Origin of the sequence: Pelagibius sp., assembly GCF_028281305.1 — a bacterium.
Lineage (GTDB): Bacteria > Pseudomonadota > Alphaproteobacteria > Kiloniellales > Kiloniellaceae > Pelagibius.
In genome coordinates, this window is sequence record NZ_JANQKD010000023.1 from 238993 (window position 1) to 250786 (window position 11794).

General features: G+C 64.8%; 11 protein-coding genes. 6 read left to right on the forward strand and 5 right to left on the reverse strand.

Features of this window, described 5'->3' with window-relative positions:
• Positions 1–71: 71 nt before the first annotated feature.
• On the forward strand, positions 72–926 hold the full coding sequence (locus Q0982_RS07085) for an alpha/beta fold hydrolase (RefSeq protein WP_299393409.1): 855 nt from the start codon (positions 72–74) through the stop codon (positions 924–926).
• A gap of 110 nt (positions 927–1036) precedes the next feature.
• The gene (locus Q0982_RS07090) at positions 1037–1960 is read left to right on the forward strand and encodes a YheT family hydrolase (protein ID WP_299393411.1); all 924 of its coding nucleotides are present in this window, start codon (positions 1037–1039) and stop codon (positions 1958–1960) included.
• Between the two features lie 64 nt (positions 1961–2024).
• Here Q0982_RS07090 and Q0982_RS07095 read toward each other — a convergent pair whose 3' ends face one another.
• From Q0982_RS07095 to Q0982_RS07110, 4 genes are all read right to left on the reverse strand, one after another.
• Positions 2025–2690: a peroxiredoxin gene (locus Q0982_RS07095; protein ID WP_299393414.1), complete on the reverse strand. Its 666-nt coding sequence runs from the start codon at positions 2688–2690 to the stop codon at positions 2025–2027.
• A 130-nt stretch (positions 2691–2820) separates the two neighbouring features.
• On the reverse strand, positions 2821–3783 hold the full coding sequence (hemB, locus tag Q0982_RS07100; protein WP_322096972.1) for a porphobilinogen synthase: 963 nt from the start codon (positions 3781–3783) through the stop codon (positions 2821–2823).
• A 169-nt stretch (positions 3784–3952) separates the two neighbouring features.
• Positions 3953–4546, reverse strand: coding sequence for a cysteine hydrolase family protein (locus tag Q0982_RS07105; RefSeq protein WP_299393418.1), 594 nt, complete (start codon positions 4544–4546; stop codon positions 3953–3955).
• A 107-nt stretch (positions 4547–4653) separates the two neighbouring features.
• Positions 4654–5979 (reverse strand): O-acetylhomoserine aminocarboxypropyltransferase/cysteine synthase family protein, encoded by a 1326-nt coding sequence (locus Q0982_RS07110; protein WP_299393447.1) that lies wholly within the window; start codon positions 5977–5979, stop codon positions 4654–4656.
• A 558-nt stretch (positions 5980–6537) separates the two neighbouring features.
• On the opposite strand from Q0982_RS07110, the gene Q0982_RS07115 reads away from it, so the two are divergent.
• The 4 genes from Q0982_RS07115 (at position 6538) to Q0982_RS07130 (ending at position 10408) form a co-directional block, all read left to right on the forward strand.
• On the forward strand, positions 6538–7677 hold the full coding sequence (locus Q0982_RS07115; RefSeq protein WP_299393421.1) for an acyl-CoA dehydrogenase family protein: 1140 nt from the start codon (positions 6538–6540) through the stop codon (positions 7675–7677).
• Positions 7678–7710: 33 nt separating this feature from the next.
• Complete coding sequence (locus Q0982_RS07120; RefSeq protein ID WP_299393424.1) at positions 7711–8775, forward strand: enoyl-CoA hydratase/isomerase family protein; 1065 nt, start codon at positions 7711–7713, stop codon at positions 8773–8775.
• A gap of 68 nt (positions 8776–8843) precedes the next feature.
• Positions 8844–9740, forward strand: a complete 897-nt coding sequence (gene mmsB, locus Q0982_RS07125; RefSeq protein WP_299393426.1) for a 3-hydroxyisobutyrate dehydrogenase — start codon at positions 8844–8846, stop codon at positions 9738–9740.
• A gap of 200 nt (positions 9741–9940) precedes the next feature.
• On the forward strand, positions 9941–10408 hold the full coding sequence (locus Q0982_RS07130) for a MarR family winged helix-turn-helix transcriptional regulator (RefSeq protein ID WP_299393429.1): 468 nt from the start codon (positions 9941–9943) through the stop codon (positions 10406–10408).
• Positions 10409–10519: 111 nt separating this feature from the next.
• Here the strand turns inward: Q0982_RS07130 and Q0982_RS07135 are convergent, their stop codons facing one another.
• Positions 10520–11746, reverse strand: coding sequence for an acyl-CoA dehydrogenase (locus Q0982_RS07135; protein WP_299393448.1), 1227 nt, complete (start codon positions 11744–11746; stop codon positions 10520–10522).
• Between the last annotated feature and the right edge of the window lie 48 nt (positions 11747–11794).

Below are 11794 nucleotides of genomic sequence, written 5' to 3' on the forward strand. Positions count from 1 at the left end.
TGCGGCGGGCGTCGGCGGCTGCGCAATGATCCTTGCGGCGGGGTCCCGTGCTTCCTATAGATGGCAGGGAGATGGAAGAACCCCGGGAAGAATCGCTGCTCTGCCTGTCGAAATCGGGCTTTCATCGGCTTGCCTATCGCGTCTACGGACCGGAGCATCCCCGGCCTGTCGTCTGCGTCCATGGTCTTGGCCGTAATGCGCGGGATTTCGACAGCCTGGCGGCGAAGCTGGCGGCAGCGGGGCGGCGGGTTGTCTGCCCGGATGTTGTTGGGCGCGGCCGCAGTGTCTGGCTGAGCGATCCTGCCGACTACGGCTATCCGCAATACGTTTCCGATATGGCTGCTCTGATCGCGCGGCTCGACTGCGAGGCGGTCGATTGGGTCGGGACCTCCATGGGCGGGCTGATCGGCATGATGGTCGCCGCCCTGCCGGGCAACCCGATCCAGCGGTTGGTCATGAACGATGTCGGTGCCTTCATTCCCAAGGCGGCCTTGCTGCGGATCCTCGACTACTTCGGCAAGGACCCGGCGTTTCCGGATTTTGCCGCTGCCGAGACCTATCATCGCGAGGTCTACAGCGGCTTCGGCGCGCTCAGCGATCCGCAGTGGCGCCACATGACCGAAACCTCGCTGCGGCAGGAGGGGGCCGTCTGGCGCCTGCACTATGACCCGCGGATCGCCGAGCCGTTGCGCGCCGCGGAGATCGACGATGTCGATCTCTGGTCCGTCTGGGGCGAGGTCAAGGTGCCGGTCCTCCTGCTCCGTGGTGCGGACTCGGACCTGCTGCTGCGGGAGACGGCCGAGACCATGATCAGGGACCGGGCCGCGACCAGCCTTATCGAGTTCCCGGGCTGCGGCCATGCGCCCGCCTTGCTCGACGACAGCCAGACCGAGCCGCTGTGCCAATGGTTGACGAACGGGTCCTGAACGACAGCGCTGGAGGTGCCGGGTCCTCTTTGCGGGAGGAGGGGGCGCAAGCCTTTGTGCCCTCCGGGTTTCGGCCGCGTTGGCCGTGGCTGGGTGGCGATCTTCAAACATTGCGCAACTTTCTGCGTCGCCCGCCGGTCGATCTGACGCCCTGGCCCGGCAGGCGCCTGGAACTGCCGCTGCGTGACGGCAGCGGCGACCGGCTGCTTGCCTGTCTGCACGCAATTCCGGACGGCACCCGCGGCCTCGCAGTCCTGGTGCACGGGCTGACCGGTTGCGAGGACAGCTTCTACCTGCGTCTTTCCGCCCGCCACTGGCTGCGCAGCGGCTATGCGGTGTTGCGTCTCAATCTGCGCGGGGCCGGTCCCTCGCGGCCTTTCTGTCGGGAGCAGTACCATGCCGGTCGGAGCGCGGACCTGCGCGATGCTCTGCAGGCGCTCGCGGCAGCGGACGGTCGGCTGTTTGATCGCGGCCTCTACCTGGTGGGGTACTCGCTCGGCGGCAACCTGCTGCTGCGCTTCCTGGCGGAGGAGGCCGGCGCTTTTCCGGTGATTGCCGGCGCCAGCGTCTCCGCGCCGATCGATCTGAAGGCCGCGCAGCGCCGCATCATGGAGCCGCGTAACTGGGTCTACCACCGCTATCTTCTGGCGCGTATGCGCGACGAAGCGCGGGCGACGCCGGTAACCCGCAGCCAGGCGGAAGAAGCGGCCATCGCGGGTGCTGCCAGCGTCTACGAGTTCGATGACCGCGTCGTGGCGCCGGCCAACGGCTTCGATGGCGCTGACGACTACTATGCACGCTGTTCCGGCTTGCGCTTTCTGCCCGGGATCGAGGTGCCGACCCTGGTGATCCACGCGGAAGACGATCCCTGGATACCCAACGACGCCTATCGCCGCTTCGACTGGTCCGCCAACCCGGCGCTGGCCCTGGCCATGCCGGCCAAGGGCGGACATGTCGGGTTTCACGGAGGCGAGCGCGGCACCCCCTGGCATGACAGCGAGATCGCGCGCTTCTTCTCTTCCGTGACCGCTTAGGTGAAATGAAACGGGCGGCGCCATGGGCGCCGGCCGTTTTTCGTGTTTTCGGGCTATGCGCCCTCTATGAGGCGTCCGGCTGCTTCACCACGCGCAAGTAGGGTTTCACTTCCTGCCAGCCGTCCGGGAACAGCTCCTTGGCTTCCTCGTTCTTGACGGCCGGTACGATGATCACATCTTCGCCCTGCTTCCAATTGACCGGGGTCGCCACCTTGTAGTCTGCCGTGAGCTGCAGGGAGTCGATGACCCGCAGCACCTCGTCGAAGTTGCGGCCGGTGCTCATCGGATAGGTGATCATCAGCTTCACCTTCTTGTCAGGGCCGATAACGTAGACGTTGCGGACCGTGGCGTTGTCGACGGCGGTGCGGCCGGCAGCGCTGTCGCCGGCGCCTGCCGGCAGCATTCCGTAAAGCTTCGAGACGGCAAGATCCGGGTCGCCGATCATCGGGTAGTTCGGGGCCGTGCCCTGCGTCTCCGCGATGTCCTCGGCCCAACGTTTGTGATCCTCGACGGTGTCGACGCTGAGTCCGATGATCTTCACGTTGCGCTTTTCGAACTCGGGCTTCAGCTTCGCGACATAGCCGAGCTCGGTCGTGCAGACAGGCGTGAAGTCCTTCGGATGAGAGAACAGAACGGCCCAGCTTTCGCCGATCCAGTCGTGAAAGCTGACCTGGCCCTCGGTGGTGTCGGCTGTGAAGTCCGGTGCGGTATCGCCCAATTGTAACGCCATGATCGTTTCCTCCTTGTGAGGGATTGTCTATCGGTTAGGTAGTCAGGATTTCCCCGAGCGCCAGTGAAAGGCGGAGGCTTCCTGAAGAAAAAGAACAGCAGCGACAGAAAGGCGCGGACTGCGGGGCGACTTACCCCGCCTTCAGCAGACGCGCGGCCTCTGGCGCCAAATAGGTCAGGATGGCATCGGCGCCGGCCCGCTTGAAGGCGAGCAGGCTTTCCATGACGGCCTTGTCGTTGTCCAGCCAGCCGTTCGCAGCCGCCGCCTTGATCATCGCGTACTCCCCGCTCACCTGATAGGCGGTGGTCGGCACGCCGAAGCGGTCTTTCACCCGCCGGATGATGTCCAGGTAGGGCATGCCCGGCTTGACCATGACTATGTCGGCGCCTTCCTGCAGGTCCAGAGCCACTTCCCGCAGGGCCTCGTCACTGTTGGCCGGGTCCATCTGGTAGGTCTTCTTGTCGCCGGCGAGATTTGTCCCGGAGCCGACGGCATCGCGGAAGGGCCCGTAGAAGCAGCTGGCGTACTTTGCCGCATAGGCGACGATGGCGACGTGACTGAGCCCGGCCTCGTCGAGCGCGGTCCGCACGGCGCCGATCCGACCGTCCATCATGTCCGACGGCGCAACGACATCGCAGCCGGCCTGGGCCTGGATCAGGGCCTGCTGGCAGAGGACCTCGATCGACTGGTCGTTCAGAACCTCACCGTCCCGCACAAGGCCATCGTGGCCATCTGCGTTGTAAGGGTCCAGCGCCACGTCGCAGATCACTCCAACCTCAGGAAAGGCCTGTTTGATCCGGCGCACGGCCCGGCAGACGAGATTGTTGGGATTGACGGCCTCCTCGCAATCGGAGGTTTTCAGCGACTGCTCCGTATAGGGAAAGAGGGCGATTGCGCCCAACCCGAGGTCGGTGCCTTCACCGATCGCATCGACAAGACAGTCCAGCCCCACGCGATCCACGCCGGGCATCGATGCCACGGCTTTACGTCCGTTCTCCTCATGCACAAAAACCGGCCAGATCAGGTCGTCCACGGTCAGGTGGTTTTCGGCCACCATGCGGCGAATCCACCCGGCACGGCGGTTGCGCCGCATGCGGATCTGCGGATAGGCCCCGAGGCTCTCCGGTGCGCGGGCCGGTGCCGTCTGTTCCTGTTGCGGGATGGCGCGCAGGGAAGGCGTTTCTTTCTTTGAAAGGTCGGTCATTACGTTCTCTGGGCCCCGGATTTCATGGATCGGCAGGCAAAATCTAGCTCGAGCCAGTTTAGGCCGGTGTGCCATCGGCAACAAGCGTCTGCAGCCGGTCCAGAAAGGGCTCGCTGCGGACGACGCTGGCATACTCGCCATTCAACTGGGCCAGGCTGACCGCGTGAACGTCCTCTGCGGTCCAGAGGCGTCCTTGGAGGTCGGTGAGGTCGATGCTGGCTGTCGCATCCTCGACCAGCCAGGTTTTGAAGCCCAGATTGCCGGCCATACGGACCGTGGCATCGACAGAGTTGTGCAGCAGGACACCGGCGATGACCAGTTCTCCGATGCCAAAGCCCCGCAACGTGGCCTCCAGGCCGGTGTCGATGAAGGCATTGTTGGTGCGTTTCTGGATCACGATCTCCCCGGGCCCCGGGGCCAGCAGGTCCTTGAAGTCGCAGCCCGGCTGCGCGGGACGATAGGGGGAGTCCGGCGCTGTGGAGAGGTGTTGGACATGCACGATGGGCCGGCCCGCTTTCCGCCAAATCGCAAGCAGCCGGGCCGCCTTGTCCTCGGCGTCCGGGTTGTTGCGGCGGCCCCATACGGGATCATCGATTGCCTTTTGGAAGTCGATGATCACGAGGGCCGCGTTCTCGGCGATCCTGTAGGGCACGGTCGCGTCGCTTTCCTTCTGTCTGGAATCTGATCACCGGACGGGCTTCCGGACCAATGCGGTCCGGAAAACCTGCCTCGATGATGCTGCCCGAGCGCTACCCGGTGCTACTCTGCCGCAGCGGCGGAGCCGCGCGCGGCCGTCAGCGCCTGGTCGAGATCGGCCAGGATGTCGTCGATGTGCTCGATCCCGATGGAGAGGCGCACGTAGCCGTCCGTCACGCCCGTCGCGAGCTGCTCTTCCGGGGCGAGCTGCGAGTGGGTCGTTGTTGCCGGGTGAATCGCCAGGCTCCGTGCGTCGCCGATGTTGGCGACATGATAGAGGAGCTTCAGGGAGTCGATGAAGCGGCGCCCGGCCTCCTTGCCGCCCGCCAACTCGAAGCCCACGAGGCCGCCGTAGCCGCCGCTCAGATAGGCATCGGCCCGGCGGCGGTTCTCACCGTCCTGCAGCGAGGGGTGGATGACGTTTGTTACGTCCGCGTGGCCTTGCAGGAACTCCGCCACGCGTGCGCCGTTGCGGCTGTGCTCGCGGATGCGCAGCGGCAGCGTCTCCAGGCCCTGAATGAACTGGAAGGCGTTGAAGGGGCTCATGGCGTAGCCAAGGTCGCGCTGCAGCGTGACCCTTGCTTTCAGGATATAGGCGATGGGGCCCAGCGGCTTGGCGGCTTCGGTCCAGACGGCGCCATGGTAGCTGGGGTCGGGCTGAGTCAGCAGCGGGAAACGCTCCCCATGCTTCTCCCAGTCGAAGTTGCCGCCGTCGACCAGGAGGCCGCCGATGGAGGTTCCGTGTCCGCCGATGTACTTGGTCGTCGAGTAGACGACGATGTGGGCGCCGTGCTTGAAAGGCTGGCAGAGGACGGGCGCGGCCGTGTTGTCGACGATCAGCGGCACGCCCAGTTCGTTGCCGATGGCCGCCACCTCGCCGATGGGAAAGACGGCCAGTTTCGGGTTGGGCAGGGTCTCGGCGTAGTAGGCGCGCGTCCGTTCGTCGGTGGCGCGGCGGAAATTCTCCGGGTCAGCCGGGTCGACGAAGCGCACCTCGATGCCAAAGGTGTTGAGAGTGTTGGCGAAGAGGTTCCAGGTGCCGCCATAGAGGTCGGTTGAGCTGACGATGTTGTCGCCGGAGCGGGCGATGTTCTGGATGGCGATGGCGGACGCGGCCTGGCCTGAGGAGACTGCCAGAGCGGCGGCGCCGCCCTCGATCGCCGTAACCCGCTGCTCCAGCACGTCGCAGGTTGGGTTCATGATCCGCGTGTAGATGTTGCCGAGCTCCTTCAGCGCGAAGAGGTTGGCCGCGTGATCGGTGTCCTGAAACTCGTAGGACGTGGTCTGATAAATGGGGACGGCGACGGAGCCGGTATGCGGGTCGCTGCGGTAGCCGGCGTGCAGCGCCAGGGTTTCCGGGTTCAGCGTCTTCTTCGGGGAATCGGTCATGTCTGGGCCCTCGTAGTCTTTCGGTCGTCTCAAGATGTCATCTCCCAGAGGGGCCCACCCAGGAGTGGATTTTTAGCCTTTGTTGACGCGGAGCAAGCTACCCCTCAAATCACCGCGAACCCCTTGGGAGGGTCAGTCCAGGCACCCCTCTCAGCAAAAAAACCGCCGCGGCTGACCCGGGCGGTTTTCACCACTCGTTTAGCCGCATTTCTAAAGCGCCCGCAAGCTGAGACCAAATCGGCGCTGAAGCAGCAAGGAACGACGAAGCCGGCCCAATGTCAAGCGCCTTGTCCTGCCAGGCCGAGCCCCTTTTCTGCCAGGGCCGTCGTCTCCCCTTGCGCCCTTCAACCCTTGAGGGAACCCGATTCCAGCCGGAGCAGCGGTCCCGGGATAGCCTTGCCGGCGCCGTTGCGTCCGCTGATCCCGCCCCAAGTCTGATTGCCCGGGGCTGATTGCCCGGGGCTGATTGCCCGGGGCTGATTGACAGAACGGGGACCGGCCCTATCATCGCCGCCGATCCGTCCTCTGCCTCTCGGCGTCCTCCTGCGGGGTTCCCCCATGTCCTTCAATCTCAACGATGAACAGCGCGCCTTTCAGGACATGGCCCGCCAGTTCGCGGCCGAAGAGATGGCACCCCATGCGGCGCGCTGGGATGAGACCTGCGAGTTTCCGGTCGAGACCCTGCGCAAGGCGGCCGCCCTGGGGTTGGCCGGCATCTACGTGCGCGAGGGCTCGGGCGGGTCGGGGCTGACCCGCTTTGACGCGGCGCTGATCTTCGAGGAACTGGCCGCGGCCTGCGTGTCGACCGCCGCCTACATGTCGATCCACAACATGGTCGCCTGGATGATCGACAGCTTTGCCGGCGACGCCCTGCGGGAGCGCTTTCTGCCGCAGCTGCTGAGCATGGAACACTTCGGCAGCTACTGCCTGACCGAGCCCGGCTCCGGTTCCGACGCAGCCTCGCTGAAGACCGCCGCGCGGAAAGACGGCGATCACTATGTCCTCAACGGTTCCAAGGCCTTTATCTCCGGCGGCGGCGCCAGCGACGTCTACGTCGTCATGTGCCGCACCGGCGGCGAGGGGCCGGCTGGGATCTCGGCTCTTGTGGTTCCGAAGCAGACGGAGGGCCTTTCGTTCGGCAAACAGGAAAAGAAGCTTGGCTGGAACAGCCAGCCGACCGCTGCCGTGGTCTTCGAGGACGCCCGCGTGCCTGCCGCCAACCTGCTGGGTGGCGAGGGCGAGGGCTTCAAGTTCGCGATGATGGGCCTCGACGGCGGGCGCGTGAACATCGGTGCCTGCTCGCTGGGCGGTGCCAGGGCTTGTCTTGAGGCCGCCCACGAACACATGACAGTGCGCCGTCAGTTCGGAAGAACCCTCGACCAGTTCCAGGCGCTGCAGTTCAAGTACGCCGACATGGCGACCCGGCTGGAGGCGGCGCGGCTGATGGTCTGGCGGGCGGCCGCTATGCTGGACGAAGGCGCTCCCGACAAGACCCTGCACTGCGCCATGGCGAAGCGCTATGCAACGGACGCCGCCTTCGGTATCTGCAACGACGCCCTGCAGCTGCACGGTGGCTACGGCTATATACGCGAGTACCCGGTCGAGCGCTTTCTGCGCGACGTGCGTGTCCACCAGATACTGGAGGGCACCAACGAAATCATGCGCGTCATCATCGCGCGCAGGCTGCTTGGTGAGTGATGCAACAGGATCAGGAACAGGTAACGGTACTGTATGACTGAGGGTAGCGAGATCGAGTTCGAGGAGAAGGGCGGAACCGGGTTCATAACGCTGAACCGGCCGAAGGCGCTGAACGCGCTGACCCTGGAGATGATTGACGCGATGATGCCGCGTCTGGAGACCTGGCGGACCGCTTCCGACATCAAGGCCGTCGTGATCAGCGGTGCGGGCGACCGGGCGTTCTGCGCCGGCGGCGACGTCCGGGCGGTTTACGAGGCCGGGCGGAACGGCGGCGACCTGACGCGCGCGTTCTTTCGGGAGGAGTACCGGCTCAACCGGATGATCCATGTTTTTCCAAAACCTTATGTGGCGCTGATCGACGGCATCACCATGGGCGGCGGGGTCGGACTCTCGGTCCACGGCAGCCACCGCGTGGCGACGGAGCGGACGATGCTGGCGATGCCGGAAACCGGGATCGGGCTGTTCCCCGACGTCGGCGGCACCTATTTCCTGCCCCGGCTTCCCGGCAAGCTTGGCCTCTTTCTGGCGCTGACCGGCTGGCGTCTGAATGCCGCCGATGCGCTCTACTGCGGTCTCGCCACCGACTTCGTAGAAGGCGACAGGATTCCGGCCTTGCGGGAGGCCTTCGCTTCGGCGGACTGGGAAAGCGCCGCGCCGGAGGCCGTCGTCGACGCCGTTATCGAGCGTTTCACGGCAGAGCCCGGCGCCGCTGTGCTTGCCAATCATCGCGCGCTGATCGATCGCTGCTTCGCAGCTCCCTCGGTCGAGGAGATCCTGGAGGCGCTGGATGCGGAAGCAGGCGACTGGCCGGCGAAGGTGGCCAAGACCATTCGCCGCCAGTCGCCAACCAGTCTGAAGGTGACCTTTGCACAGGTGACACGCGGCGAAGGCATGGACTTCGACAGCGCAATGGTCGACGAGTACCGTCTCAGCCAGGCTTTCATGGCCGGGGCCGACTTCTACGAAGGTATTCGCGCGGTGCTGGTCGATAAGGACAACCAGCCGAAGTGGACACCGGCAACCCTGCCCGAGGTGACCGCCGAAGCGGTGGAGGCGCACTTCCGGCCGCTGGGCGACCGCGATCTGACGTTTCCATAGCGGGTCGCATGCAAGGCCGGCATAAGACAAAGCAATCGACGGGCAAAGCGATCAAAGGGGAGGAAGAGATGGCGCGGATCGGATTTCTTGGCTTGGGCAACATGGGTCTGCCGATGGCGAAGAACCTCTTGGCGGCCGGGCACGAGGTCGTCGGCTTCGACGTCGTCGCCGCAGCGCGGGACGCCGCGGCAGCGGCCGGGCTTTCCGTTGCTTCGGAGCAGAGCGCGCTTCTGGAGGGGACCGGCACCATCGTCACCATGCTGCCTGCCGGTGAGCATGTGCGCTCCGTCTACACGGGGCCGGACGGACTCCTGGCCGGCGCCGGCGCCGACAGCCTCTTTATCGACTGTTCCACGATCGATGTGGCGACAGCGCGGGAGGTGCATGGTGAGGCCGCTGCGCGCGGGCATGCAATGATCGATGCGCCCGTCTCCGGCGGCGTTGCCGGGGCGGAGGCCGGCACGCTGACATTCATGGTCGGGGGAGAGGCGCCGGCCTTCGAAAGGGCCAAGGCCTGTCTCGAGATCATGGGACGCAACATCGTCCACGCCGGCGGAGCCGGTAACGGTCAGGCTGCCAAGATCTGCAACAACATGATCCTCGGCATTTCCATGATCGCCATTTCCGAGGCCTTTGCGCTTGGGAAGAAACTTGGCCTCGATCCCAAGGATCTCTTCGACATCAGTTCCGCGGCCTCAGGATCCTGTTGGGCGATGCTCAACCACAACCCGGTTCCCGGGCTCGTCGAGACTGCGGCAGCCAACCGGGATTATCAGCCTGGCTTTGCCGCGGCGATGATGCACAAGGATCTGAAGCTGGCGCAGAGCGCCGCCAATCACGCCGGGGCTGCCACGCCCTTGGGGGCTGAGGCGGCGGCCCTTTACACCCTCTTCGTCAATGCCGGTCACGGCGGCCTCGACTATTCGGCGATTATCAAGCTGATCGAAGGTAAACCCGAGGTTTGATCCGAGCCGCCGCTCCGGAACGGCACGGAGCCCCCGGCCTCTATGCCTCGAAGGCCTGTGGCAATCAGCGGAACGCCATTAAATATCTATATAAAACAATGAGATAAATCCCTCATCTGTTAAGTAAAGTTTAACAGGCTTCCCGTTAGCCTTGTAGGAATGCCAAGAGGCTTCCAATCAAAGAGCTATGCGAGGGAATCGTGAAGTCGAAGTATCTTGACCTGATCAGCTTGGTGGAGAGGCTGCACCGTCAGTGTCTTGAAGTCATCAAGGCTGACCTCGACCGCCAGGGCGTCCGGGACCTGAACAACGTTCAGGCCCTTATTCTTTTCAACATCGGCGACGAAGAGCTGTCGATCGGCGAGCTGACCCAGCGTGGCTACTACCTGGGCTCAAACGTCTCGTACAACGTGAAGAAGATGGTCGAGCACGGCTATCTGATTCAGGAGCGCTCGCCCCATGACCGCCGGTCCTTCCACGTAAGGGCCTCCGAAAAGGGTATCGCGGTCTATCGCAGCATCTCGGCGCTGTTCGATCAGCATGCCACGCAGCTGACCGAAGGCCAGCTGTCGGAGGAGGGGCTGGACGCGGCCAATCACGCCCTGCGGCGCGTGCAGCAGTTCTGGTCGACCCCGGCCAGCATGGCGCGCAACCTGAGCGCCGCCTAGCTGCTCCTTACCCCCGGCCTGCTGGGCCGGCGGTATTGCCCTTCGCATAAAGCTGAGCCCCGGCCGCCATCGCGGCCGGGGCTGCTTTGTTTTTTGGCCCCGAATGAGGCCTTAGAAGAAAGCCTGAAGGCCCGTCTGAGCGCGGCCCAGGATCAGGGCGTGGACATCGTGGGTGCCTTCGTAGGTGTTCACCGCCTCAAGGTTCATCGCGTGGCGGATCACATGGTACTCGTCGGCGATGCCGTTGCCGCCGTGCATGTCACGGGCGTTCCGCGCGATGTCCAGCGCTTTGCCGCAGGCGTTGCGCTTGCACAGCGAGATCGCTTCCGGCGCCCCTTTGCCTTCGTCCAGCAGGCGGCCGAGCCGCAGGCTTGCCTGCAGGCCGAGCGTGATCTCCGTCTGCATGTCGGCCAGCTTCTTCTGAACCAACTGGGTGGCAGCCAGCGGCCGTCCGAACTGCTTGCGCTCGAGGGTGTAGTCGCGCGCCGCCTGCCAGCAGAACTCGGCGGCGCCCCAGGCGCCCCAGGAGATGCCGTAGCGTGCCTTGTTGAGGCAACCGAAGGGGCCCTTCAACCCCGACACCTCCGGCAGCAGGTTGTCGGTCGGCACGAAGACGTCATCCATGGCGATCTCACCGGTGATGGAGGCGCGCAGCGAGAATTTGCCCTCGATCTTTGGCGCGCTCAGCCCCTCCATGCCCTTTTCGAGAATGAAGCCGCGGATCGTCTCGCTGTCGTCCTTGGCCCAGACGATGAAGACATCGGCAATCGGCGCATTGGTGATCCACATCTTGGATCCCGTCAGGCGGTAGCCGCCGTCCACGGTGCGGGCGCGGGTGCGCATGCCACCGGGATCGGAGCCGTGATCGGGTTCCGTCAGGCCGAAGCAGCCGACCAGTTCCCCGCGCGCCAGTCCCGGCAGGAAACGCTGGCGCTGGGCTTCGCTGCCATAGGCATAGATCGGATGCATCACCAGGCTCGACTGGACCGACATGGCCGAGCGGTACCCTGAATCCACCCGCTCCACCTCCCGGGCGATCAGTCCGTAGCTGACGTGATTGGCGCCGGCGCAGCCATAGGCTTCCGGCAGGGTCGAGCCGAGCAGACCCAGCGCGCCCATCTCCGTCATGATCGCGCGGTCGAAAATCTCGTTGCGGTTGGCCTCCAGGATGCGCGGCATCAGGGAGTCCTGGCAGTAGGCCCGGGCCGTATCCCGGATCAGCCGCTCGTCTTCGCTCAGTTGCTCGTCGAGCAGCAAGGGGTCCTGCCAGTCGAACTGGGCCTTGGCGGAGGAGGAGGGGCCGGGGGCGGGCCCCGCTGTGGCAGCGGCCTGGGACATGGGATATCGGTCCTTTTCCATCGGGGGAAGTCTTATGAGTTCAGATAT

What these genes read in the sequence shown, in the direction of transcription:
- Q0982_RS07110 (WP_299393447.1), bottom strand. Translation starts at nt 5,979, where the DNA reads ATGACCGATTCCCCGAAGAAGACGCTGAACCCGGAAACCCTGGCGCTG.
- hemB (WP_322096972.1), bottom strand. Translation starts at nt 3,783, where the DNA reads ATGCGGCGCAACCGCCGTGCCGGGTGGATTCGCCGCATGGTGGCCGAA.
- Q0982_RS07095 (WP_299393414.1), bottom strand. Translation starts at nt 2,690, where the DNA reads ATGGCGTTACAATTGGGCGATACCGCACCGGACTTCACAGCCGACACC.
- Q0982_RS07120 (WP_299393424.1), top strand. Translation starts at nt 7,711, where the DNA reads ATGACTGAGGGTAGCGAGATCGAGTTCGAGGAGAAGGGCGGAACCGGG.
- Q0982_RS07135 (WP_299393448.1), bottom strand. Translation starts at nt 11,746, where the DNA reads ATGTCCCAGGCCGCTGCCACAGCGGGGCCCGCCCCCGGCCCCTCCTCC.
- Q0982_RS07115 (WP_299393421.1), top strand. Translation starts at nt 6,538, where the DNA reads ATGTCCTTCAATCTCAACGATGAACAGCGCGCCTTTCAGGACATGGCC.
- Q0982_RS07085 (WP_299393409.1), top strand. Translation starts at nt 72, where the DNA reads ATGGAAGAACCCCGGGAAGAATCGCTGCTCTGCCTGTCGAAATCGGGC.
- mmsB (WP_299393426.1), top strand. Translation starts at nt 8,844, where the DNA reads ATGGCGCGGATCGGATTTCTTGGCTTGGGCAACATGGGTCTGCCGATG.